The following is a 23541-nucleotide window of genomic DNA, read 5'->3' on the forward strand; positions in this document are numbered from 1 at the left end:
ATCTCCGGCGGGATCCGCCAACGGTGTCTTGCAGCTGTCGGGGACAGGGCGTTGGCAGTGGCGCAGGGCTCAGTCGGAGCAGTGCGTACAGGCTGTCCCAGCGCAGGCGTGGTCCGCTGCGGCGCTGTCGGTTGCCCAGGGGAAATCAGTTGGCGGGCTCGCCGAACCAGCGGAAGAGGTGGTCGTCCAGGTCCTGCTGATCGTCGCCGATCCAGGCGACGTGGCCGTCGGGGCGTAGCAGGACGCACGGAACATCCAGTACCGCGGTGGGATCCGCGAGGTAATCGACCCGGTCCGACCAGCCGCCGACGGCCAGTCGTTCGGTGCGGTCAAGGAGCAGTCCGCGGCCGCGATGCAGCAGATCGTAGAGGTGGCCCTGTTTCACGTCGATGTCGCGCAGGCGGCGGCCGAGCAGGTCGGGGCCTTCCCCGAAGTCGTAGCGGATGTCGATCGCGGTGATCTTCTCGATCAAGTAGCGGTTCACCTCGTCGAAGTCCATCAGTTCGGTGAGCAGCCTGCGCACGGCCTGCGGGCCCGGTTCGGTGGACAGCAGTTCCATCTGGGCGCGGGTGTTGTCCAGCACGTCCTCGGCGACCGGATGACGTTCGGCCTGGTAGGTGTCCAGCAGTGTTTTCGGCGCCCAGCCGCGGATGTGTGCGGCCAGTTTCCAGCCGAGGTTGAATGCGTCCTGGACGCCCAGGTTGAGGCCCTGTCCGCCGGTGGGCGGATGGATGTGTGCCGCATCGCCGGCCAGCAGCACCCGCCCGACCCGATAACGTTCGGCCAGCCGCGTGGCATCCCCGAAGCGGGACAGCCAGCGCGGGGAGTGCACGCCGAAATCGGTTCCCGTGACGGCGCGCAGCTGTTGCTTGAAATCATCGAGGGTGGGTGGTTCCGCGCGATCGCTGACTCCCGCGACGGGGACAACGACGCGATAGACCCCTTCGCCGAAGGGCCTGAGACTGAAAATCTTGTTGGTCTCGTGGATTTCGGTCACCTTGGCGGCGATCTCCTCCTGCGGCACGCCCACTTCCATCTCGCCCATCAGCGTTTCGGTCCGCGACGGCTCGCCGGGGAAGCCGACGCCGAGCAGTTTGCGCACCGTACTGCGCCCGCCGTCACAGCCGACGAGATAGCGCGAACGCAGCTGTTCGCCGTCGGCCAGCTCGACGGTCACACCCTCGTCGTCCTGCTCGAAATCGGCCACCGCACAACCGCGCCGGACCTGCGCACCCAGTTGCATCGCATGTTCTTCGAGCAGGTCAACGATGACCGGCTGTGGAATGCCCAGCAGATAGGCGTGCGCGGAATCCAGGCCCTGGGGCGCGGGTTTGTCGATGGCGGCGAAGAATCCGCCGGCCGGACGCTGTCTGCCGTGTTCGCGCATGCGATCCAGCAGTCCGCGCATTGCCATCAGTTCAAGACTGCGAACATGCAGACCGACGATGCGGACGAACGACACGGGCTCGGTTTCCTTCTCCAGAACGAGTACCCGCACATCGTGCAGCCGCAGTTCGGCGGCCAGCATCGCGCCGGTCGGCCCGCACCCGGCAATGATCACGTCGGACATGAGGGGCTCGCGATCAGCGCCGGAGGTCGGCGACCGGAGTCCGGGGACGTCGCCCGCGGTGAAGTCGTGCTCGACCGTATCGTTCGACGACGGTTCGGCGGTGAACTGCCAAGAGCCCATAGGTGTTGCCTTTCGGGAGTGCCTTGTTGTCGAGGCGCTCCCGGCGACACCTACGTCAATCGCCCGGCCGTGACGGGAAGGGGGAGCACCCACATCGATACAGCGTTCATGGGTCTCACCTCCTCGGGCGGTGTCGCGGTCCACTGCAAGCTACAAGCCCGAGCATCACCCCGTCCAACCCTTTTCCCAGCCAAGTGATCACGACTCCGAACGGGCCCGTGTGCGGTTGCAGGCGGAATCCGGCATGGCGGCCCGGCTGGTCCCAGTCAGGGTCGACGCCTACCTCGACGGCACATGGAAAGCCACGCTGGCAGCACCCACGTGATGAAGTGGTGGCGGCGCAAGCCCGCACGGCCCGTGCACACCGGCCCCGACCTCGCCGCCATTCGGCAAGAACTGAGCGTCACGCCGACGGCCGGGTGAGTTTGGCGGCCACGGCGTCGAGGACCCAGTCGAGGCCGGTCGCGAAGGATGTCTCGGCGTCCACGTCCGTGCCGTCGTACACGGCCTTGGCCAGCGCCGGGAAGCGGCCCGTGGCCAACATTCTCGTCACATGCGGGCCGGAGGCGCGCTGCCAGTCGCGCTTGGACAGGCCCGTGGCGCGCTCGGCTCGCAGGTTCGCGATCTCGCGCCTGATCGCGCCGGTGAAGTAGGCGCTGACAGTCTCCACGGCGCGCATGACGGTGTCGAGGTCGGCGAGGCCGTCCAGGGCGGCCAGCGTCGCCTCGGTCACGGCGAGGCCGTTCGGGCCCAGGGTCGGGCGGCCGCCGAGCAGGTCGGCCAGCCATTCGTGACGCAGAGCGGCCTGCCTGGTGCGGTGGGCGAGGATGCGCAGCGCCTCCCGCCAGTCACCGGGCTGCTCCTCGGGGAGAATCTCGGCCTGGACCTCGTCCACCATGAGGTCGAACAGCTCCTCCTTGGTGGAGATGTATCCGTACAGCCGCATCGGGCCGGCGTCCAGCCGGGCGGCCACCTTGCGCAACGACACTGCCTCCAGCCCGCCCTCGTCGGCCAGCGCGATGGCGGCGGCGACGATCCGCTCCCGGTCGAGCGGCACGGGGCGAGTCGGCGGCTCCGGCCGGTCCCACACAGTCATGGCCACATCGTACTGTTGCGATACAGCGTCTCAGCAAAATACAGTGTATCGACATGAGACACCGTATCGCTGTGGTCGGAAGCGGCCCCGCCGGCCTCACCCTCGCCCGCGTCCTGCACCGCCACGACTACCCCGTCACCGTCCTCGAACGCGATCCCGCCCCCGACGTCCGTCCCCCGGGCGGCACGCTGGACCTGCACGAAGGGCTGGGCCAGCTCGCGCTCGACAAGGCGGGGCTGCTGGCGGAGTTCCGGGCGCTGTCCCGTCCCGAGGGGCAGGCCATGCGCATCCTGGACACGGACGGGACCGTCCTGCGCGACTGGCGCCCCCGTCCGGATGACCGGGCCAATCCCGAGATCGACCGCGGGCAACTCCGTGACCTGTTGCTCGTCCCTCTCGACGTCCAGTGGGGCCGCAGCGTGACGCAGGTGGTGCCAGGGACCCGGGACGGTGTCCTGGTCCAATTCACGGACGGGCGACAGGAGACGTTCGACCTCGTAGTCGGCGCGGACGGCGCCTGGTCCCGGGTCCGCCCGGCAGTCTCGTCGGTGACGCCGCACTACACCGGCGTCACCTCGGTCGAGACCTCGCTGGACGACGTCGACACCCGCCACCCTGACCTCGCCCGGTTGATCGGCGACGGTTCCGTGGCTGTGTACGGCGTGAACCGAGCTCTCGTCGCCCAGCGCAACAGCGGCGGCCACGTCAAGGTGTACGCCCAGTTCCGCGTGCCGCTGGACTGGCACGCGAACCTGGACCTGACCGACGTCGAGGCCGTGCGCTCCAGCCTGCTGACTCTGTTCGACGGCTGGGCCGCTCCCGTTCTCGACCTCCTCCGCCACGGCACCGCTTTCGTCCACCGCCCCCTGTACGCCCTGCCCGTGTCCCACACCTGGACCCACGTCCCCGGGGTGACGCTGCTGGGCGACGCCGCTCATCTGATGCCCCCCTTGGGGGCGGGCGCGAACCTCGCGATGCTGGAAGGCGCCGAACTCGCCGAGTCCATCGCCACCGGCTCCGGAGATCTGGACGAGGCCGTCCGTGCCTTCGAGAAGCAGATGTGGGCGCGGGCCGGCAAGTGGGCGAAAATCACGACAGCCGGTCTGGAACGCCTCGTGAGCCCGGACCCCACCGAAGCCCTCGCCCTCTTCGACGAAGTCCAGCCATCCTGACTGCCGAGCGCGAGAGCATCAGCACTACTGAGTCTCGCCGCGTGATGTCGCTGGGAGCGCGCGCCCCGACCTGCAACGAAGGGCAACCGCGACGCGACGCCACACGAAGATCATCAGCAACAGCTCGTCACGGCTTCACGGGACAGCACGGACCGCCGCGGGGCGCCACACAGCAGGGGCCACAGGGTGGCCGATCGGTAAATGAGTAGCGTGTTGTTACGGATGTCGGGACACTGCCTCGTGACCCATACGGCACTGCCTCAATTGCTTCGACCTCGTGCGCTGGCGCCCGGAGATCTCGTCGTCATCGCGTCGCTGTCCGGGCCGCTCCATGCCGCTTACGAGCCCGACCTCGAGCAGGCGGTGGCCGTGCTCGAGCGGATGGGATTCCGCGTGCGCCGGGCGCCGCTCCTCGAAGCAGGGCGGCACCATTGGTGGAGCGCGGCTCGGCCGGTGGAGATCGCCGAGGAACTCAACACTCTTCTGCGTGATCCCGAGGTGCGCGCGATCATCGCGCATGACGGTGGCCAGACGGCGCTCGGTTACCTCGACCTGATCGACGTCGAGGCGATCGCCGCCGACCCCAAGCCGATCCTCGGCTACAGCGACATCTCGCTGCTGCACCTGGTGCTCTACGCGCGCACGGGTCTGGTCGGCTTCCATGCCGACCTGGCCACTCCCGGTCTCGGCGGGGCGTGGCAGACTGCGCCCGCAGCGCGCCGAGCGGAACTTGAGAAGCTCTACTCGACGCTGCTGACCGGCCCGAAGGTGATCGGCGCGCTGCCCGCCGGCCCGTCGTGGGAATGCTGGCGTCCTGGTCGTGCCGAAGGCCGCCTGATCGGCGGCCTGCTCAATCGCATCGTGCTGGCGCAGGCGACGCCTTACGCGCTGCCGCTCGAGTGGTTCGACGGCGCGGTGCTGTTCTGGGAGGAGACGGGCGGCCTGGTATCGCACGTGTGGAGCTATCTGCAGACCCTGCGGCACTGCGGCATCCTCGATCGCATCTCCGGCATGGTCGTGGGCGTTCCGCACGCGATCGACGGGCTCGGAGGGCCTGACGCGTCCCCGACCCTCGCCGAGACAGTCCTCGACGTCCTCGGCGACCGTGACATCCCGGTCCTGGGCAACGTCGAGTTCGGACATGCCGGCCCGAACCTGCCGATGCCGATCGGCATCCGCGTCGGCCTCGATGCGCGGCAGCAGACATTGTCGCTGCTCGAACCGGCGGTACGGCCGCACGCGACCAAGCGGACACCGGCTCCTACTTCACCATCGACAGCCACCCCGTGCTGCTCCCGCCAGAACTGGCCGAGCTCATCAACGAGTGGATCGCCCAGCCCCGCACCACCACCGGATGCGCCGGGCTCTGGACGAAGCGTGCCCCTGTCTGCCGGCTGGGAAGATCCCCCACCACCCCGCAATCCCCACGGAGTGGCAATCTGCTCAGACAGCACGGCCTGCCAGTCCGCAGCGTCGGAAACACCGCCATGATCGAGCCGTCACCACGCTTCCGCCCATCGTCATTGCCGACCTGTTCGGCCTCCCCCTCCACCGCCGAGGCATGAGCGAAGTACGCCGACGACAGCGGGACCCGCTACCTCGCCGCCTGAGGTTCCCCCGAGATGCGGGGATGGGTGACAGAGGGTCAGATGAGTCTCGCGAGAGGAGCCCAGACGATGCCTGCCCCGAGGAAGTACCCGTTGGAGTTGCGTGAGCGCGCGGTTCGGATGTACCGGACGGCCGAGCCGAAGCCCGTGATCCGCCGCATGGCCGAGGAACTCGGCGTGCATCACGAGGCTCTGCGTAACTGGATCCGTCAGGCCGAGGCCGATACCGGCGAGCGGGACGACATCCTCACCACCGCCGAGCGTGAGGAGCTGGCCGCTCTGCGGAAGGAGAATGCCCAGCTCAAGCGGGCGAACGAGGTCCTGCGGACGGCCTCGGCTTTTTTCGCGGCCCAGCTCGACCCGACCCGGCCCAGGTGACCGCGCTCGTCGATGCGCACCCGCACCTGGGGGTCGAGCCCGTACTCCGGGAACTTTCCATCCCCTCCTCCACCTACTACCGATGGCGTCAGGCCGAGAAGGAGCCATGCGAGCGACGCCGCCAGGACGCCGAGCTCACAGGGAAGATCCGGCAGGTCCACGCCGACTCCGGCGGGACCTACGGCTCACCCCGCGTGCACGCCGTCCTCCAGCGTGAAGGCGTCCACGTCGGTCGCAAACGCGTTGAACGGCTCATGCGCCAGGCCGGCCTTGCCGGGATCAGTCCCCGGCGGGGCAAGGGTTTCACCCGACGTGACCCGGATGCGGATCTGGCCCCCGACCTGGTGCAACGCAACTTCACCGCGAACGTGCCGAACCGGCTGTGGGTCACCGACCTGACCATGATCGCGACCGAGGAGGGCCCGCTGTGGCTGTCCGCGATCCGCGACGCGTTCTCCCGCCGGGTGGTGGCCTGGGAAACCTCCGCCCGCGCGGACGCCGACCTGGTCCTGACCACGCTGGAGTACGCCCTGGCCAGCCGTGAAGTCGCCCCCGGCGAGCTCATCCACCACGCCGACCACGGCTGTCAATACACGTCCGTGAAGCTCACAACTCGCCTGCTCAGGGCAGGTATCCAGGCGTCCATGGGCTCGGTCGGCGACTCGTTCGACAACGCCATCGCAGAGAACCTGTGGATGGTCATCAAGACCGAGTGCATCCGCGGCCGCGTCTTCGCCACCAGAGCCGAAGCGAACCTCGCACTCTTCGAGTACATCGACGGCTTCTACAACCCCCGCCGCATCCAGAAACGACTCGGCTACCTCAGCCCGATCGAGTACGAGGAGAAGCACTACGCCAACCAGACAACGACCGAACAAGTGAACCTGAAACCACGTCAAACCGCCCTGACCAGCTAGTCAGCCACCCCCCACAGCGGGGGAACCTCACGCCCGAGCATGACGGTGGCCTACTCATACCCACCGAACTGGCGGGTGGCCGGAACTGACGGCTACGGCAGATAGATCCGCCGGTGGAGCCGTCAGCACGTCGGGAAGAACAGCGCGGTCACTTTCCGAGCCGTTTCGCCGCGGCGGCGCGCCGGAGCAACACCTTGTCCTCGGAGTCCCGCATCTCCTGGAGTGCAGCTTTCCGTTCCCGCTGTGCGAGCCGGTCCAGATACAGGCGGCCGTGCAGGTGATCGGTTTCGTGCTGCAGACACCGGGCGAAGTACCCCCTGCCCTCGATCACCAGGGGATTGCCGTCCTTGTCGCGGCCCCGGACGACAGCACGGTCGAGGCGCGGGACCACGCGATAGGGGCCGGGGACGGACAGGCAGCCTTCGGGTTCCTCCACCAGGCGGCGGTCGGCAGCAGGTACTTCCTCGAGAACCGGGTTGGCGATGTGTCCGACGTGACGCACACCCCACTCGTCCGTGATGTCCCACACGAACAACTGCAGATCCACGTCCACTTGGTTGGCGGCGAGCCCAGCACCCTCCGCCACCTGGTTGGTGGCGAACATGTCGTCGATCAGCCTTGCCAGCTCCACCGTGCCGAACTCGGTCACCTCCCGGCACCGGCGGCGCAGAATCTCCTCCCCGACCACGGTGATGCTGCGCACCGCACCACGCTCCACCTCCGGCGCGAGCCGTGGATAGGACTCGACGGGCTTGCCCTGCACACGTACCCGGCGATCCCGCACCGTGTCACCGAACCCGACAGCCACGAACCATCAACCCCCTTTTGCGTAGCGGCCAGCCACCCGACCCGCGCTGTCTGAGACCGACGGCGCTTGCCAAGTCCTTTGCAAAGTAGCAGACTTTGCAAAATGAGTGATGGAAACCGTCGAGTCGAAGCCGCGGATACTTTCCAGGACCGGGCCCGGCGGCTCCTGCCCGACCACCCCGTGCGTATCGCCCTGCTCGACCTGCTCGCCGAAACCGGCACCCTCACCTCCACCGAGGCCGCGGCCCGCCTTGGACACAGTTCCGGCCTGTGCTCCTTCCACCTGCGCCAACTCGCTCGGTACGGCCTCATCGAAGAAGCGCCTCATCAAGGAGGCCGGGCCCGGCCGTGGCGGCTGCGATGGGACACTCCCCACCCCACCGGTGAGGAAGAGCCGGAAGAGTTCAGCGCCCTCGCCCGCGGACTGGAGGACGAGAGCTACCAGCAGTGGCTGACATACCGGGACCAGGCGCCGGCAGAGTGGCAGCAGGACGAATCCTTCAGCACCGTGCTCCACCTCACCCCGGCAGAGACGGCCGAACTCGCCACCTCCATCCGCGACTTGCTCACCCGCTATCGCAACCGGGAGGACCACCCCGCCACACGCCCACCGAATGCCGTGGCTGTAGCCGCGGTCACCCGACTGTTTCCCCTCCTTGCCGAACATCCGGTGCCGCCGCAGCCCACACCAAGCCGCGTTGAAGAATCGACCGATTCCTGAACACCCCTCTTCACCGGTAGGTGAGCGAGGGTGGCGAGCCGCGTGAGTACCCGGGTGTGGCTGAGAGTCGGGGAGCAGGTGCACCCGGTGGACGGCGTCGACTCCGCCCAGGTCCTGAAGCACTCCAAGCCCCGGGAGCAGCAGGACGGTCCGACGTGTACGGATCCGCTGGCTCTTCCACGCCCACCGGTCGGCGGGCGATTCCGCAGTGTTGGAGGGGCTGAGCGCGTTGGCCGACGACAGCAGCGCGAACCAGGTCGCCTGCCTCGACGTGGCGAAAGCACGTGAGCTGAGCAAGGGCGATGAGAAGCGGCTGGGCTCCGTCGGTCAGCCGGGCGGTGCCCTCTTGGGGTACACGCCCGGGCCGTGGGGCGAGGCCTTGAAGGTGACCCAGATCAGCGCCTCCGTCGACACCGAGAGCGCGGGCCGCTGGGAGGGCTCGTTCGACGTGGCGGCCATCACCACGGCGCTGAAGTCGAACGGATACCGGCAGAGCGGAGACGACGAAACCTGGACGAAGTCCGGCCGCAAGGGGATGTCGTTGAGGGTCTCGAAGCAGGAGATCTCCTACACCGTCAGGGGCGACACCTCCATGGCGGCCGTCAACCCGAAGGACGGCGCCTCGCTGGCCGACAAGAAGGAGTACGAGCGCGTTGCTGAGTGCCTGGGCGACGTCTATCGCGCCGACTTCCTCCCCCTCACCTCGGCCAAACCGGTACGCCTGTCCGCCCTCGGCCAGCAGGCTGCCACTGCCGCCAAGAACACCGAGGTCCTGTGCCTCGTAGCCAAGGACGAGACAACCGCCGACCGCGCTGCGGCGAGGCTGCGCTCGGTCGTAGCCGACAAGTCACCGACCTTCGACGGCACGAAGGTGACCGTCGAGAAGGGCGATCAACCTGTGGTTCGAGCGGTCGTCCCGGACACCGGCACACAGCGGCCAGGCCGGCTGATGCTTGCCGACATGGAGCTCTGGATGGCCATCACAGGCTCTGAGCTTTGAACGGCGGAGCTCGGCCGGCTTGCACCTGAACTCTGAGGCGATGGCCTCGACATCACGAATGCGCCTGGGGGCGCCGGGCAGGACCGCGTCGATCGCGTCCACCGGACCGGCGTGCGCGTCGGAGACGACGAGCCGGCCCCGGACAGGCCGCGGGCGGTGCGGGAGCGTAGGAAGGCGAGCCAGCCGGCGCCGTCCTCGGCGGTGGTGACGTTTTCAGGCCGAGATCTCGCGGTGTCCGTCGGCGCCCTCGCGGTCCAGGGGACGGACGGTGTGTGCCTGTGTCACGACCCCGAAACGACTCGGTGACCGCGGCAACCGCTGATTGGCCGGAAATCGTTTGTGCCTGCGACAGTCACCGCCACCTGCCACTCACCAGACAGGATCGCCATGGCAACCTCCACGACGTCCGACCGACACAGACCCGGCACCGTTCTCCGTACGACCGTGATCAGCGCCTCCGCTGCCGTCCTCGCGGTGGTGCTCACGGCCTGCAACGGAGACGGAACCTCGACGGCAGTCCCCGCCCGCGGGAAGACCGCGACGGCGCAGCCGGGCGGCAGCGATCCCGGGACCGGTTCCCCGACAGCCGATGCCAAGCCCGCGGGCAAGCCCACGACGGGCACGGGCAGCGGCGGATCGTCGTATTCCGCGGTCCCTGAGCCCGTCTCCTCGGCACCGGCGCCAGCCGAGCCGGCCGCCTCCGGCGGCACGGACGGCGACGACGGCTGCGACCACAAGATGCCCATCTCACCCGACGAGGTGGCGGTCTACCGCTACACCCCCGAAGGGGGCTCCCTGAGTCTTGTCGTCAAGCACGGCAACTGGGGCTGTGCCCCCGCGGACTCCGACGGCGCGCCCTTCGAGACGGTGGGCAAGGAGACGTACATGCCCATGGACCAGGCGGCGTACGTCACCGTCACCACCCCCATCGTTAAGAGCACCGAGAACCAGCACATTGGTGTCCAGGAGTTCCTCGACTGGCTGGAAGCCAATCCGAACAGCGGACTGGTGTTCAAGTACCACCTGGGCGCCGACGGGGCGATCGACCGTCTGGATGAGGAGTTCACTCCCTGATCGGCCATTCTGCGACCGCTTCCCGGCCGGAGGACGGCCACACCGTCGGTCCCGCCGGAGGACCCGACGAGCGGGAAAGGGCTCGCAGGCGTGCGGATCAGAGGCGGCGGATCACCCGCAGCTTGTCCGTGTAGAGGTCGCTCGCCGTACCGTCGACAATCGACTTCCCGCCGACGTCGGCCATGGTTGGCCCGTTGGGTGTCTTGCGGCTGGAGACGAAGCGGCGCTTGCCGTGCTGGTCCAGGCCCATGTAAATGCCGGTGTGGGAGACGGCACCGTCGTCGGGGTCGTTCCAGAAGAGCACGTCGCCGATCCGCAAGGTGTCGAGTGGGGGCGGCGCGTCGGCGGACTGGGCGACGACGATGCCGGGACTGGAGGCGGCCTGCCACTTCGACGTGCGCGGCAGGTACCGGCGCTGCACCGAGTCCTCCGCGAGGCCCATGGGAACGCCCAGGTGGTAGCCGTAGACCATCCGGACGAAGCCTGAGCAGTCGAGGTTTTTCAGCCACTTCGGGTCCGGGGTCTCGGTGACGCTCTCGCCGCTGGGGAAGGTCCAGGTGAGGCCCATGTACTCGTGGAAGTCGGCGCCCACCTCGCGCAGTCCGGAAACCAGCGGTTCGCTGTACCCGGATTCGCCGAGCACCTGTGCGTTCTGGCGTGCGGGGTCGGTGACGCCTGGAGCGAACGGCCGGTACATCGAGGCGTATGTGAGGGCGTCGGGCGAGGTGTCGCCCGCCCACGCGTGGATCCGCTGCTCCACGGCGGCCGTCCACGTGCCGTCGAAGGGCTCCGGGAGCACCCGTACCCACGTGTCGTGGGTGACGACCGGCGGATCGGTCCAGACCGCCGTGTCGATCCTGAAGTCGTAGACCCTCGCCTGCGGGAGCACCGTGGCACCGGTTGAGGCGAGGCCCCGGACCCCGACCGCGCCCGAGCGGAAGACGGCGGCCGGGGCTTTCTCCGGGTCGCGCACACTGTGGTGCCACATGTCCGTGGGCTCGTCCTCCACGCCCGCCGTGACATGCCGCCAGGCACGGGCGCGCAGGACGTCGCCGGCCTTCTCGACCCGGACCCACCAGTGGTCGAACGCCTTGAAGCCGGTGCCGACCGTGACGGCCGCGCTCAAGGTGGTCGGTGTGTCGGCGAGTTCCTTCTCGAGGACGAGCTGGACGTCTCCCGCGGGGGTGACGATCAGCCGCGCCCGGTAGTGGTTGTTGACGTCCTGGGCGGCGAAGACGAGGCCGAGGGAGACGGGCGCCCCGACGGGCAGCTTGTCGAAGGAGAACCGGGCGGCGGCGTAAACGTCGCCGATGCCATGATCGGGAAGCAGGGAATAGCGGCTCTTGCCGGCGGCAAGCGTGATGGCGGCCCGGCCGCTCTCGACGAAGTAGTCCGCGTCGACGCCATTGTGGTGGGACCATGTCCCGCCGCCGGGCGACATACCCCAGCCGCCGGTGGGCGGGGTCCGGGCAAACGCGTCCCGGACCGCTTTCTTCTGCTCGGTGAACCAGCGCCGCGCCCCCCGCAGCGTCACCGTCCGCGCGCCCGTGGTCAGCGTCGCGATCACGCCGGTGTCGTCCGAGACCTCCATGCCGCCGGCGATCGCCCGAGTGGTCAGCGCGCCGGCCGGGTGCGGGGCATAGTGCCAGCGGTCGGTCGGGTCGATCAGCACCGGAACCCGGAAGCCGGGCGCTTGCGCGACGGGCTCGGCCGACGCCGCCGTCACTGTCGACAGGGCGGCCGAGGCGGCGGCGTTCGCGGTCGGCGCCGTGGCGAGTGGCAGGGCGCTGCCCGCCGTGGCTCCAGCGAGGGCGGTGAGGGCCGCTCTGCGGCTCAGTGAGAATTTCGGTGCGGACATGCGAGGGTCCCCCCGTACGGAAAACGCATGATCGGACGATCGTGCGAGGAGTGACATTACCCAGCTCCTCGCCTCCGGCCCACGGCCGGCGCCCCAGCCGTTCCACTGCCTCCCGCAGACCTTTGGCGTGCTTGGAGAAGGCTGCCGCCAGGATGAAATTTCTCGAGGGGGAGGATTGTGTTTGATGACAACCGGCCGATGACGGGCCGCAGTCGTACGTACGACACGCTGCGCTGGTACCGGTCGCCGTGCTCGATGCTCCTGGGGACCGTGCCACCGAGGCGAAGGCGTCCGCGCTGGTGGGCTGGCTCCAGGTGACGGAGAATCCGCAACGGCAACGGACCACCGTCGGCCTTTGGCTTGCCCCGATCCCGCCTTCGACAACCTCGATCAGGGCGCTGGATGTGCTGCCCGGCGGCGGTGCGCCCGTTCGCCCACCGATCGCACGGTCAGACGTCGGGTGCGTCGGGGCGCGAGGGGGCATCGGCGTCCCTGGCGAGGGCAGCGAGATTGTTTTCGAGGCGTTTGAGGACGGCGAGGGTCTCGCCGCGTTCGGGGTTGGTGAGGTCGCCGGCGACGTAGCCCTCGAGGCGGGCCCAGAGGTCTTCGACCTGTTGGCGCAGGGCCTGACTGGCGGCGGTGGGTTCGACCAGGACGGAGCGTTTGTCGCTGGTGGAGCGCACGCGGCGCACGAAGCCGGCCTTCTCCAGGCGCTGGATGGTGCGGGTCATGGTGGCGGCGTCGGCGTCGACGTGCCGGGCCAGGTCGGTCTGGCGCATTCGGCCGCGGTCCCACAGCTGCATCATGACCAGCTCCTGGGCCGGGTGCAGACCGACCTCACGCAGCAGCTGGCCGGCAAGCATGCGGTGCAGGCGGGCCACCCGGAAGATCGCGTGGCTGATCGGCCCGCGGCGTGCGGCCTCGGGCAGTTCCCCGGTCTCGGGGACCTGGGGCGTTGCCTCGGTTTCCATGGTGCCTTCTGCTTTCTCCCGTGCGGCCGTCCTTGCCGGGCTCACCGCGGCAGCCGGTGGTGGGGCCGACTGCCGCGTGCGGGCCCTCGGGTCCGCATCCTGAGGGCACAGGCTATGTGCTGCTCAGGTGTGGCATGCCCGGCGGGCTCGGGTCTGTCGCCGAGGCGTCAGGCGCGGGCTTCCTCCAGCGTGGGGTAGTCGGTGAAGCCCTTCTCGTCGCCGCCGTAGAACGTGGCGGGGTCGGGGGTGTTGAACGGGCCGCCCTGGGCCAGGCGGGCGGGCAGGTCGGGGTTGGCGAGGAAGAGGGCGCCGTAGGCGAGCAGGTCGGCGGTGCCGTCCTCGACGAGTTCCACCTCGGCCGGTCCGGTGGGCTCCTGGCCGGTGAAGGGATTGAGGATGAAGGTCGTCGGCCATGCCTTGCGCAGCCGGAGCGTCAGGTCACGTACGCCGGGGGCTTCCAGCTGGTGCAGGTAGGCGAGGCTCAGCGGGGCGAGGACCTCGACCAGGGCGGTGTAGGTGGCCTCCATGTCAGCGGTGTCGGACTCGTCGATGTCGTTGTAGGGGTTGCCCGGGGAGAGACGGAAGCCGACCTTGTCCGCGCCGATGGCTTCGGCGACGGCGTTGGCGGTCTCCACGGCGAAGCGGATGCGCTTTTCCGGGCTGCCGCCCCATGCGTCGGTGCGCTGGTTGCTGTTCGGGGCGAGGAACTGGTGAATGAGGTACCCGTTGGCGCCGTGCAGCTCGACGCCGTCGAAGCCGGCCTCGACGGCGTTGCGGGCGGCGGTGGCGTAGTCGGCGATGGTGGCGCGGATCTCGGCGTCGGTCAGTTCGCGCGGGGTGACGAAGTCCTGGGGTCCTTGGTGGGTGTACACCTGCCCGGCGGCCGCGACGGCGGAGGGGCCGACGGGCTGCAGGCCCATCAGCGCCGGGTGTCCGACCCGTCCGGTGTGCATGATCTGCAGGTAGATCACGCCACCCTGGGCATGCACCGCGTCGGTCACCTGACGCCAGGCAGCGACCTGCCCGGCGGTGTGGATGCCGGGGGTGTCGGGGTAGCCCTGGCCGACCCTGGAGGGCTGGACGCCCTCGGTGACGATCAGCCCGGCGGAGGCACGCTGCGCGTAGTAGTCCGCCATCAACGGCATGGGGCTCTGGCCGGGGCCGTAGGCGCGGCTTCGGGTCATCGGCGCCATCACCAGGCGGTTGGCCAGGCGCTTGCCACCCAGCTCGTAGGGCTCGAATGCCTTCGACATCGTCGTCTCTTTTCGCGTGGAAGGGAGGGTCCAAACGGACGCGCGGGGGATCCCGCGGGCAGTTACTTGTCCGAACAGGAAAATAGCCTTGGACCTTCCCTGAAGGTCGTGTGAGCTGCGTCACGTGCAAGGCCTGAAGCCGAAGAATGGCAGACGAAGGCCTCGCAGTGGCGTACGGTGATCGAATCTTAGGGCTGGTCAGCCCAGTACTTGTTCGAGCAATACGCGTACGTCTCGGAGTCAAGCAGTGCGGTTCCACATACAGCTCGACGCGGGGTGGACCCTCCCTTGGGGGGTGCCGCGTCCCCCCACCACGCCACGATCGACGGCGTCAGCAGCACCGACTACCCGTTGGAGATTCTGAAGAGTGAAAGGCCCGCCGTGATGGGGAAAGCGCCGAGGCGCCGGAGGGGCAGACCGGGCTGACCGAACCCCGTCTGGGCCAGATGTTCGCCGAGGCCCAGGGGGAGTTCCTCGATCAGGTCCGCCCGGCCCTGGCCGAGTTCTCCAAGGCCGCCCCGGAGCTGGCCGGCGCACCGGGGCTGTCAGGTTGCCGCCGGGATGAACCACCGGAAGCAGTGGCTGTACCGGCTGCTGGACGTCGCCCGAGTCGGGGCTGACCACTCGTGAGGCCCGCCCCGTCATGACGGCCAAGCGCGTACTGGTCCCCGCCGCCTGACCCGGAGGCTCGGATCTACTTCGGCATCACCATGCCCTGGTCCGTCACCTCGTAGCTCTGTAGGCAGTCGAGGTACTCGGCCTCCGACACGTTGTACGGACCGCCGGCCTGCCGGTTGCAGTACTTGGACAGGATCTGACTCTTCTGGATGGGAGTCAGCCCGACAGGCTGGTTGTTCTGCTGCTGGTTGTCCTGCGACCGGCCATCCGTCTGGTCCTGCACCCAGGAGCCCGGAGAGGAAGAACCCGAGCCGCCATCGGAGTCCAGGACCACACCACCCAGGAAGAACGACGCCACAGCGACCCCGACGACTCCGCCCCACAGGGCCACGGGCCGCTTCCACCACGGCGTCTCCATCGCCGCCAGGATGCGCTGGTACTCCGGGTCGTTCTCGTACTCGTCCCGCCAGCCGTCGGGCGACCCCGACAGGCCGGCCGTCGTGTGCTCCGTGGGAGCGCTGGACGGGCGCGGGGGGACGTTGGGGGGAAGTGGCGACGCGTTCTCCACCGGAAGCTCCTCAAAGCCCTGACCGGCAGCCAGATCGCGCGCAGAGAGTCGGGCGGCACAGGTTAACCACGAGGCATCCATGGGTTCTACACGCAAGGCCCAATCGTGATCTTGCCGTGAGCTGCCGGCACGGATGCCTCCCAGGCCGGACGACGGCAAGGCGCTCAGGCCGCAAAAAGCCTTGGCCGGCGGGACATACCTCAGCGCCGGGGGTCGAGTCGGTGCACGAGCTCGGTCGATGCCGTCTGCCCGCCCGGCGTGCGGGAATCCGTCATCGTCAGTCTCGCGCAGAGGTAGGAGAAGCCGCGGTGCTGCGAGGTTTTGAACAACCCGATGAGTGAGATGACGGCCAGGACGGTGGCAGGGCCGGACAACGAGTCGAAGTGGTTGAGGAGCAGGAAGCCGCCAACACCCGTCAGGCCACGTACGAGTCTCGCCTTCACGTCTGGTCGGCGGCCGTCAGCGGTGACTGCCTGCAACCTGACGATGCGCTGCCCGAGACTGGCCCCGCTGCCTGCCAGGGGAAAACCGACCGTGAGCACCAGCCACGGCCCCCAGAACCCGACACGCTCAACGGTCGCGTTGAAGAAGAAGTGTGAGTAGGGAGGGGTGCCACTGGCGGACAGACCCCCCTGCCACACCCACATCAGCGCCGCGCAGGCGGCGACCGTCGGCACATACAGGAACCCGAAGCTCATCAGGTCGCACACGGACGCCAGCAGCCGCCTGCGCCAGGTGACCGGGCGCGGCTCTTCCGGTTCGGCGTGGACCCGCTGACCGGGCACGGCGCTGAGCAGCGGGGCGGCCAGCGCGCCGATCAGACCTCCCAGGCCGTTCGCGATCAGGTCGTCCACGTCGAACAGCCGGTACGCGCACGGGTAGATGAACCAGTCTCCGGTCAGTTGCGTCGTCTCGATCAGCAGCGACACACCCAGGCCGATGACCGCGGTGACGGGCACGCTACGCCCGAACACGTACCGGACGAACATGCCGAGGGGTATGAAAAGCGCGACATTCAGCAGCACTTGCGTCAGGGCCGGATTGTGCAGCACCGCCACAAGGCCGCTGCCGGTCGCGGACTGCCCCATGTCGTGCGCAAAATGGAAGGGAATCAGTTGCGGTCGACGAACACCGATGGCGGCACAGAAATCCTGCCCCACGGGCGGGAACGGGGCGAACACGTAGAAGAACAGTGCCAGGCCGTAGAGAGGCCCGGCGAACGCCAATGCCAGGTTGCCCAGGCCCAGTTCACCACGTCGTCGGTACCGCACGGCGATATAGGGCACGAACAGTACGGACGCGGCCACGGACATCAGCAGGGCGGCCCATATGGCCGGCTCCACCCTTGTACTCATGAGCGGATTCCTCTCAGCGCCGTGGCTTTGCTCGGCCTCGGCACACGAAAAAATGGGATCAGTAAAGGCGCAGTAGGCCGATGACGGCCAGCAGCGCGCAGATGCCGAAATTGAGGACCCGGTGCGACAGGAAGACGGCCACGAATTCGCGGATCGTCGCGCTCGGCCAGAAGTAGCGGGCCGTCGGCGAGCCGATGACCTGTGCCTCGACTTTCTCCTTGCGCGCGATCTGCGCGGCGCGCATGACATGGAAGTCGTTGGTCACCACCAGGGCCCGATAGTCCTTCTTGCGGTCCTGCATCAGCGTCTTGCTGAACCGCAGGTTCTCCTGGGTGGTGCGGGACTTGTCCTCGACCAGGATCCGGTCGGCCGGCACACCGGCCGCGATGAGGTAGTCGGCCATCGCCCGCGCTTCGGGAAGGTCCTCGTCCGGCCCCTGGCCGCCGGACGTCAGCAGCATCGGGTTCCCGCCCCTGTCCCGTTCGGCGTCGAAGGCGGCGTGTCCCCGGTCCAGCCTGCTCGTCAGCAGCGGCGGCACCCGCGAACCTCCGATCAACCCGGAACCGAGCACCACGACGAAATCGACGGCGCGCCGGTACCGAAGCCTGCCGTAGACGAACGAGTAGAGCAGAAAACACACAAAGAGCAGCGACACGTAACCGAGGACGAATCCCGCCGCGTCCGTCGGGGTGTCCAGCAGCTCCCATCGGGTGCGGTTGGTCAGCGCCTTCAGGGTGATGAACAGGAGGATGCCCGCACCTGTCGCCAGCGACAGCAGATTCGCCAGGTGCCTGCCCTCGCGGCGCATCATCGTCACTCCGTTCGCGATCAGGAAGATCGCTAGCACGAAGGGCAACAGGATGAGGAGAATCCAGAGCGTCCACAGCGAGATCAGGGCCGCCGTCTCGGACACCGACGCCAGTTTGTACAGCAGCCCCAAGGACAGGAAGAGGAGCGCGAAGAAGAGATAGACGCCGTTGCGTACGAGTCTTCGGTCGTAGAGGAAGCTGCAGGCGAACACCAGGAAGAAGACGCCTGCGGGAGCAAAGATCATGCGTTGGGCCCTTTGTACGTCAACTGAACGGGCCGTGAGGAGTCTCCGGCCGAAGGGGGAGAGGGAGGAGGGGAGATCTGCCGAGGGGAGGGCGTGAGCCCAGTCCGCCGCGAGACGTCGTCGCAGGGGCCGCCGCGCCTCCGAGGGTGTCGACGAGCGCCAGGTGGGGCTCTTATCACTGGGCGCCGGCCGGTTGCCGGAGTTGCCTGGCGATCTGCGGAACGGTGGGCTGTGCGGGTCACGCTTCGCCCGCCTGGTGGATGAGGCTCGCATCGCTCGGCTTGGCTGTGCATCGGCCATATGGCTGAGACGGTGATGGGGTGGGTCTTGCCGATATGAAGCGCGTCTCGCCGGTGGGGGAGGGCAGCTCCCACGGCAGACCCGTTTCCCGGGCGGTTTCCACCGGGCGTCATCCCCGGAGCTGACGTGACGGTATACCCGAGGCTGACGAAACGGCCGCTCGCATCAGCCTCAGGTGGTCGACACTTTGGCTGATACGCGGGATCCGTGTGAACCGGACGATGGAGAAGTTCCCTGCGGGTGGGGCCTGGGCGCTCATGTCCCTGTGGCCGTCCATGGCCGTCCATGGCCGTCTGTGGCCGTCTGTGGTCCGTGGCCGTCTGTGGCCGTCTGTGGTCCGCGCCCGGCGCTGCCTCTGCCGTCGATCGGAGTAGTACCCGTGACCACCGCCTCGTCCACGGACCCCCGCACCGCCACCCCCGCCGTGGCCGCCCGCGCCACCGAACTGTCCAAGATCTACGGGCAAGGCGATACCCAGGTGGTCGCCCTCGACCGGGTCAGTGTCGGCTTCGCGCAGTCCCAGTTCACAGCGATCATGGGGCCCTCCGGGTCCGGCAAGTCCACGCTGATGCACTGCGTGGCCGGGCTGGACTCCTTCTCCTCCGGCTCCGTCCGGGTCGGGGACATCGAGCTGGGGTCTCTGACGGACCGGCAGCTCACCCGACTCCGCCGGGACAAGGTCGGCTTCATCTTCCAGGCGTTCAACCTGCTGCCGACCCTCACCGCGCTCGAGAACATCACGCTCCCGATGGACATTGCGGGCCGGACTCCGGACAAGGAGTGGCTGGACAGCGTCATCCAGATGGTCGGCCTGTCCGGCCGGCTCAGCCACCGCCCTGCACAGCTCTCCGGCGGCCAGCAGCAGCGGGTCGCCGTCGCCCGGGCTCTCGCCTCCAAGCCGGACATCGTCTTCGGTGACGAGCCGACAGGAAACCTGGACTCGCGTGCGGGCGCGGAGGTCCTCGGGTTCCTGCGTGACTCGGTACGGACGTTGGGCCAGACCGTCGTCATGGTCACCCACGATCCGGTCGCCGCCTCCTACGCGGACCGGGTCGTCTTCCTCGCCGACGGGCGGATCGTGGACGAGATGTACGAGCCCACCGCGGACGGGGTCCTCGATCTCATGAAGTCCTTCGACATCAAGTTCCGTACGAGCTGAGCCGTTCGAGCCGAGCCGAGCTGGACCGCACCGAGTCGTACGGACCGCCACGCACCCCCTGATCGACCCACGTCCTCCCCTCCCCTCCCCTCACCAGGACCACACCACCATGTTCCGCACAGCCCTGCGCAACGTCCTCGCGCACAAGGCCAGACTGCTGATGACCGTGCTCGCCGTCATGCTCGGCGTCGCGTTCGTGTCCGGCACCCTGATCTTCAACGACACTCTCAGCACCGGCTACCGCAACCAGACGGCCAAGAGCTACGCCCACGTGGACGTCGAGGCCCGTACCTACGACCCCTCCGACAAGATTCCCGGCATCAGCGGGAAGACGTTGGACGAGATCGCCCGGCTCGACGGGGTCGCCGAAGCCGCCGGACGGGTCGACGGGATCGCCGGCGTCACCGACAAGGACGGCAGGCTCATCGGCAATGGCTCGTCCAGCCTGGGCGCCAACTTCGCGCCGGGGAGGGACGGCAAGGATCCGCTCTACGTGTTCACCGACGGCGGCGGGCCCACCGGGCCCGGGCAGGTAGCGCTCGACAAGGGCACCGCCGAGAAGGGCGGCTACGACGTAGGCGACACGGTGCGCGTGGCCCTCAAGGGTCCGGCGAAGACGTACGAGCTCTCCGGCATCTTCACCACAGACGACACCTGGGTGGCCCTGGGCGACAGCCTGGTGCTGTTCGACACGCCGGCCGCCCAGCGGCTCTTCCTCCAGCCCGGCTTCTCCGAGTACGTCACCGTCACCGCCGACCCGGGCACTTCGAGCACCGAGCTCGCCGCCGCCATCAGGAAGCTGCTTCCGGACGACGCGGACGTCAAGACGGGCCGGCAACTCGCCGACGAGAGGGCCAAGGGAGGCGCGAGTGATGCGTCGACGCTCAGTGCGATCCTGCTCGCCTTCGCCGCCGTCGCGCTCTTCGTCAGCGTCTTCCTGATCGCCAACACCTTCACCATGCTCGCCGCCCAGCGCACCCGCGAACTCGCTCTGCTGCGCGCGGTCGGCGCCTCCCGCAGGCAGGTCACCCGGTCCGTCCTGATCGAAGCGATGGCTGTCGGCACCGTGGGCGCCGCCGGCGGGCTCGGAGTCGGCGCCGCCATGGCCGCCGTGGCGCGTTCCACGGTCGGTGTCTTCGGCGCGAAGAACCCCGACGGGCCACTGGTCGTCACGGCGACGACCGTCCTGGTCGCGGCTGTCGTCGGGGTTCTGGTCACCATGCTGGCCGCCTGGCTGCCGGCCCGCCGCGCCGCGAAGATCCCGCCCGTCGTGGCGATCGGCAGTGCGCACCTGCCCGCCACCACCAGGTCCTTGCTGGTACGGAACCTGTTCGGCACGCTCGTCACGCTGGTCGGCGCGGCGGTCGTGGTCGCGGGCGCAAGGGCTGGCGGCTCCCTCGGCAAAGGGCTCGTCGGGCTCGGTGCCGTCCTCGTAGTGACCGGTGTCCTCGTGCTGATCCCGTTGCTGTCCCGGCCCGTGATCGGGGTCGTACAGCCGCTGCTGTGGCGCGGCTTCGGGGTCTCCGGCAAGCTCGCGGGACAGAACGCCGTACGCAGCCCGCGCCGTACCGGCGCCACCGCATCCGCGCTGGCCATCGGGCTCACACTGGTCAGCGCTCTGACCGTACTCGCTGCCACCCTCGGCCAGGCTGTGGACAAGGTGACCACGGACATCGTCAAGGCCGACTACATGGTCACGGACAGCGGCGCGGGCCTGGACACCTCGGCGGTGGCCGCCTTGCGCAAGGTCCAGGGCGTCACGGCGGTGTCGCAGGAGCAGCAGGCGTGGATGCAGATCGACGGCAGTCAGCAGGATGTTTCCGGCGTCACCCCGGCGGACTTCCGCAAAGCCCTCCGCCTCACGGTGGTCTCCGGCTCACTGGACACGCTCGCGCAGGGACAGATCGCCGTCGCCGATGATGTCGCCCGGTCCCACCGCTGGAAGGTGGGGGACACCCTGCCCGTGGAGTACGCAGACGCCAAGAGCGGCAAACTGACCGTCGGGGCCGTCTTCGAGCACAACGAGGTCGTTCTGCCGGTCGCCGTATCCACGGACGTGATCGAACCGTACGCGGACACGACGTCCATCACCAAGATCTACGTCACGACGGACGGCAGCACGAACGAGAAGGCACTCGCCACAGCCCTCGCCGGGCACCCGGGGGTCAAGATCGGCGACCGGCAGGCCATCCGCGACGAGTTCAGCGGGTACCTCGACACCGCGCTGAACGTCCTGTACGGACTGCTCGCGGTCTCCCTGCTCATCGCGGCGCTGGGAGTGGTGAACACCCTCGCGATGTCGGTCTTCGAGCGGCAGCGGGAGGTCGGGATGCTGCGCGCCGTCGGGCTCGACCGGCGGGGCGTGACGCGGATGATCCAGCTGGAGGCCGTGGTCATCTCCCTCTTCGGCGCCGTGATCGGCATCGGGGTCGGCTCCTTCCTGGGCTGGGCCGTCGGCGAAATCGTGAAGGCGGACATCGCCGGATACGCGCTGGTGCTGCCGTGGGGCCGGTTCGCGCTCTTCCTGCTGCTGGCGGCGCTGGTCGGCCTGCTGGCCGCCCTGTGGCCCGCCCACAGCGCGGCCCGGCTGAACATGCTCACGGCCATCAAGACCGAGTAGCCGGAGCGGGTCGCCGTACGGCCGCAGGCTGCTCGGCCGCTGATCCCGCGCCCGCGCGGAACGGTCGTACTCCGCGAGCGCGGGGTCAGTTGTCCCGACGGAGGCGGGGACCGGCCGTTGCTGTCCGGCGCCTCGCCGATCGGTGCGGCAGACCCCTTCGACGCACGGACGGATTGCCCGACCGTCCTCGGGTCAATGCGCTCGTCTCGCGGCGGGGAGGAGGGCCACGACCTCCCACCCCTGGTCCTTGCGTGGGCCGGTGTGAAGTGTGCCGCCGAGGGCGGTGACGCGTTCGGTGAGGCCGACGATGCCGAAGCCGCCGCCGCGGGCGGCGTACGGCATCGGGGCACCTCCGCGGCCGTTGTCGCGTACCGTCACGTGCAGGGTGCTGTCGGCGTGAGTGAGGGCGACGGTGACTTCGGTGGCGTCGGCGGCGTGGCGGCGTACGTTCGTGAGGGCTTCCTGGACGACGCGGTAGGCGGCAGCCTGCACTTCGTGGGGCAGGTTCTGGGGCACTGAGGCGTCGCGGTGCAGTTCGGCCTTCGGACCGGTCGGGCCGCCGAACCCGCCGACCAGTTCCGCAAGGGTGGTCAGATCGCCCATCGGGCGCTTCTCGCCCGGCTCGAGGCGGGCCGTCTCCTGTGGGCCACCGCGCAGGATGCCGACGGTCACACGCATGGAGTCGAGCGCTTGGGTCGCGGCGTGCTCGATTCCGGCCAGGACCGGGTCCAGGCGGCCGGCTTCGGTGGCGGCCATCATGCGGGCCATCTGTGCCTGGACCAGGATGCCGGTGACGTGGTGGGCGACGAAGTCGTGCAGGTCGGCCGCCATCGCGAGGCGTTCGGAGCGGCGGGTCTCGGCGACCGCGACGCCGCGCCTGCGGTCCAGGGAGCGCAGGTAGCCACCGAGGCCGGCGAATATGCCGGTCAGCAGCGCCATCGGCGGCGTGAACAGCAGCGCGTCTTCCTTGGCGATGACTTCGTAGAAGCGCAGCGGCGCCGCGATGGTCGCCCCGCCTGTGAGGACGGCACACAGCAACGCCCATCGTGGTGGGCAGGTACGGACGGCGATCATCAGCAGGCAGAGCAGGACCGCCACCTCACCGGGGCCGAGCGTACGCATGCGCTCGGTCGACGTGGCGACGGCGGTCAGCAACAGGGAGACACCCGCTGGTACGGCGGCCCGCAGTTGGCTGCCTGGGCGATCTTCACCGGGGCCTTGAGACCGGCCTTGGCGATGACCTTCTCGAGGATCTTGGCGGCGCGGCGGCCCTCGTCGGTGAAGTCGGAGCCGACCAGGGTGACGTACAGGGAGTCGTCGGAG

Annotated in this window: 19 protein-coding genes and 1 pseudogene; 9 read left to right on the forward strand and 11 right to left on the reverse strand. The window is 68.7% G+C overall.

The genetic code is table 11. From position 1 onward, the window contains the following. Positions 1–145: 145 nt before the first annotated feature. Positions 146–1690, reverse strand: coding sequence for a rifampin monooxygenase (rox, locus tag ACPT94_RS19355; protein WP_360333317.1), 1545 nt, complete (start codon positions 1688–1690; stop codon positions 146–148). A gap of 403 nt (positions 1691–2093) precedes the next feature. After that, entirely contained in the window at positions 2094–2786 is a 693-nt protein-coding gene (locus ACPT94_RS19360; protein ID WP_360333320.1) for a TetR/AcrR family transcriptional regulator, read from the reverse strand. A 53-nt stretch (positions 2787–2839) separates the two neighbouring features. Here ACPT94_RS19360 and ACPT94_RS19365 point away from each other — a divergent pair, with 53 nt between their 5' ends. The 4 genes from ACPT94_RS19365 (at position 2840) to ACPT94_RS19380 (ending at position 6860) form a co-directional block, all read left to right on the forward strand. Then, positions 2840–3958 carry an FAD-dependent oxidoreductase gene (locus tag ACPT94_RS19365; RefSeq protein ID WP_360333323.1) on the forward strand — a complete coding sequence of 373 codons (1119 nt, stop codon included), beginning with the start codon at positions 2840–2842 and terminating at the stop codon, positions 3956–3958. A 240-nt stretch (positions 3959–4198) separates the two neighbouring features. Continuing rightward, positions 4199–5449 carry a S66 peptidase family protein gene (locus ACPT94_RS19370; protein WP_425246400.1) on the forward strand — a complete coding sequence of 417 codons (1251 nt, stop codon included), beginning with the start codon at positions 4199–4201 and terminating at the stop codon, positions 5447–5449. Between the two features lie 185 nt (positions 5450–5634). Beyond that, the gene (locus ACPT94_RS19375; protein WP_286067938.1) at positions 5635–5943 is read left to right on the forward strand and encodes a transposase; all 309 of its coding nucleotides are present in this window, start codon (positions 5635–5637) and stop codon (positions 5941–5943) included. Then, the gene (locus ACPT94_RS19380) at positions 5940–6860 is read left to right on the forward strand and encodes an IS3 family transposase (protein WP_425246401.1); all 921 of its coding nucleotides are present in this window, start codon (positions 5940–5942) and stop codon (positions 6858–6860) included. The genes ACPT94_RS19375 and ACPT94_RS19380 overlap by 4 nt, the downstream gene beginning before the upstream one ends. Before the next feature lie 148 nt (positions 6861–7008). Here ACPT94_RS19380 and def read toward each other — a convergent pair whose 3' ends face one another. Further along, positions 7009–7623: a peptide deformylase gene (def, locus tag ACPT94_RS19385; RefSeq protein WP_360333424.1), complete on the reverse strand. Its 615-nt coding sequence runs from the start codon at positions 7621–7623 to the stop codon at positions 7009–7011. Between the two features lie 147 nt (positions 7624–7770). Here def and ACPT94_RS19390 point away from each other — a divergent pair, with 147 nt between their 5' ends. Both ACPT94_RS19390 and ACPT94_RS19395 read left to right on the forward strand, forming a co-directional pair. Further along, on the forward strand, positions 7771–8388 hold the full coding sequence (locus ACPT94_RS19390; protein ID WP_360333329.1) for an ArsR/SmtB family transcription factor: 618 nt from the start codon (positions 7771–7773) through the stop codon (positions 8386–8388). 229 nt (positions 8389–8617) lie between these two features. Then, positions 8618–9388 (forward strand): hypothetical protein, encoded by a 771-nt coding sequence (locus tag ACPT94_RS19395; RefSeq protein WP_425246402.1) that lies wholly within the window; start codon positions 8618–8620, stop codon positions 9386–9388. A gap of 69 nt (positions 9389–9457) precedes the next feature. Here ACPT94_RS19395 and ACPT94_RS19400 read toward each other — a convergent pair. Continuing rightward, positions 9458–9631, reverse strand: a pseudogene (locus ACPT94_RS19400) (transposase); the annotation flags it as partial. 144 nt (positions 9632–9775) lie between these two features. On the opposite strand from ACPT94_RS19400, the gene ACPT94_RS19405 reads away from it, so the two are divergent. Then, complete coding sequence (locus ACPT94_RS19405) at positions 9776–10462, forward strand: hypothetical protein (protein ID WP_360333335.1); 687 nt, start codon at positions 9776–9778, stop codon at positions 10460–10462. A 97-nt stretch (positions 10463–10559) separates the two neighbouring features. On the opposite strand, the gene ACPT94_RS19410 is transcribed toward ACPT94_RS19405, so the two are convergent. From ACPT94_RS19410 to ACPT94_RS19435, 6 genes are all read right to left on the reverse strand, one after another. Beyond that, positions 10560–12320 (reverse strand): NlpC/P60 family protein, encoded by a 1761-nt coding sequence (locus tag ACPT94_RS19410; RefSeq protein ID WP_425246403.1) that lies wholly within the window; start codon positions 12318–12320, stop codon positions 10560–10562. Positions 12321–12769: 449 nt separating this feature from the next. Next, positions 12770–13291: a MarR family winged helix-turn-helix transcriptional regulator gene (locus ACPT94_RS19415; RefSeq protein ID WP_360333341.1), complete on the reverse strand. Its 522-nt coding sequence runs from the start codon at positions 13289–13291 to the stop codon at positions 12770–12772. Positions 13292–13458: 167 nt separating this feature from the next. Then, positions 13459–14544, reverse strand: a complete 1086-nt coding sequence (locus ACPT94_RS19420) for an alkene reductase (RefSeq protein ID WP_360333343.1) — start codon at positions 14542–14544, stop codon at positions 13459–13461. A 694-nt stretch (positions 14545–15238) separates the two neighbouring features. Then, complete coding sequence (locus tag ACPT94_RS19425) at positions 15239–15730, reverse strand: hypothetical protein (RefSeq protein ID WP_360333346.1); 492 nt, start codon at positions 15728–15730, stop codon at positions 15239–15241. Between the two features lie 200 nt (positions 15731–15930). Next, a complete protein-coding gene (locus tag ACPT94_RS19430; RefSeq protein WP_360333349.1) occupies positions 15931–17085 on the reverse strand; it encodes a VanZ family protein in 1155 nt (384 codons plus the stop codon). A 58-nt stretch (positions 17086–17143) separates the two neighbouring features. Then, positions 17144–18139 (reverse strand): YdcF family protein, encoded by a 996-nt coding sequence (locus ACPT94_RS19435; RefSeq protein WP_360333352.1) that lies wholly within the window; start codon positions 18137–18139, stop codon positions 17144–17146. Positions 18140–18818: 679 nt separating this feature from the next. Between ACPT94_RS19435 and ACPT94_RS19440 the strand changes: the two genes are divergently transcribed. Continuing rightward, positions 18819–19598 carry an ABC transporter ATP-binding protein gene (locus ACPT94_RS19440; RefSeq protein ID WP_360333355.1) on the forward strand — a complete coding sequence of 260 codons (780 nt, stop codon included), beginning with the start codon at positions 18819–18821 and terminating at the stop codon, positions 19596–19598. Between the two features lie 109 nt (positions 19599–19707). Beyond that, positions 19708–22218 carry an ABC transporter permease gene (locus ACPT94_RS19445; RefSeq protein WP_425246404.1) on the forward strand — a complete coding sequence of 837 codons (2511 nt, stop codon included), beginning with the start codon at positions 19708–19710 and terminating at the stop codon, positions 22216–22218. 192 nt (positions 22219–22410) lie between these two features. Here the strand turns inward: ACPT94_RS19445 and ACPT94_RS19450 are convergent, their stop codons facing one another. Next, complete coding sequence (locus ACPT94_RS19450; RefSeq protein ID WP_425246405.1) at positions 22411–23373, reverse strand: sensor histidine kinase; 963 nt, start codon at positions 23371–23373, stop codon at positions 22411–22413. Positions 23374–23541: the final 168 nt, after the last annotated feature.

Source organism: Streptomyces aurantiaciflavus (assembly GCF_049808595.1).
In the GTDB taxonomy this organism is placed as follows: Bacteria; Actinomycetota; Actinomycetes; order Streptomycetales; family Streptomycetaceae; genus Streptomyces.

Coding starts and splice junctions, on each gene's coding strand:
- ACPT94_RS19360 (WP_360333320.1), bottom strand. CDS start 2,786: ATGACTGTGTGGGACCGGCCGGAGCCGCCGACTCGCCCCGTGCCGCTC.
- ACPT94_RS19415 (WP_360333341.1), bottom strand. CDS start 13,291: ATGGAAACCGAGGCAACGCCCCAGGTCCCCGAGACCGGGGAACTGCCC.
- ACPT94_RS19365 (WP_360333323.1), top strand. CDS start 2,840: ATGAGACACCGTATCGCTGTGGTCGGAAGCGGCCCCGCCGGCCTCACC.
- ACPT94_RS19405 (WP_360333335.1), top strand. CDS start 9,776: ATGGCAACCTCCACGACGTCCGACCGACACAGACCCGGCACCGTTCTC.
- ACPT94_RS19410 (WP_425246403.1), bottom strand. CDS start 12,320: ATGTCCGCACCGAAATTCTCACTGAGCCGCAGAGCGGCCCTCACCGCC.
- ACPT94_RS19420 (WP_360333343.1), bottom strand. CDS start 14,544: ATGTCGAAGGCATTCGAGCCCTACGAGCTGGGTGGCAAGCGCCTGGCC.
- ACPT94_RS19435 (WP_360333352.1), bottom strand. CDS start 18,139: ATGATCTTTGCTCCCGCAGGCGTCTTCTTCCTGGTGTTCGCCTGCAGC.
- rox (WP_360333317.1), bottom strand. CDS start 1,690: ATGGGCTCTTGGCAGTTCACCGCCGAACCGTCGTCGAACGATACGGTC.
- ACPT94_RS19430 (WP_360333349.1), bottom strand. CDS start 17,085: ATGAGTACAAGGGTGGAGCCGGCCATATGGGCCGCCCTGCTGATGTCC.
- ACPT94_RS19445 (WP_425246404.1), top strand. CDS start 19,708: ATGTTCCGCACAGCCCTGCGCAACGTCCTCGCGCACAAGGCCAGACTG.
- ACPT94_RS19375 (WP_286067938.1), top strand. CDS start 5,635: ATGCCTGCCCCGAGGAAGTACCCGTTGGAGTTGCGTGAGCGCGCGGTT.
- ACPT94_RS19390 (WP_360333329.1), top strand. CDS start 7,771: ATGAGTGATGGAAACCGTCGAGTCGAAGCCGCGGATACTTTCCAGGAC.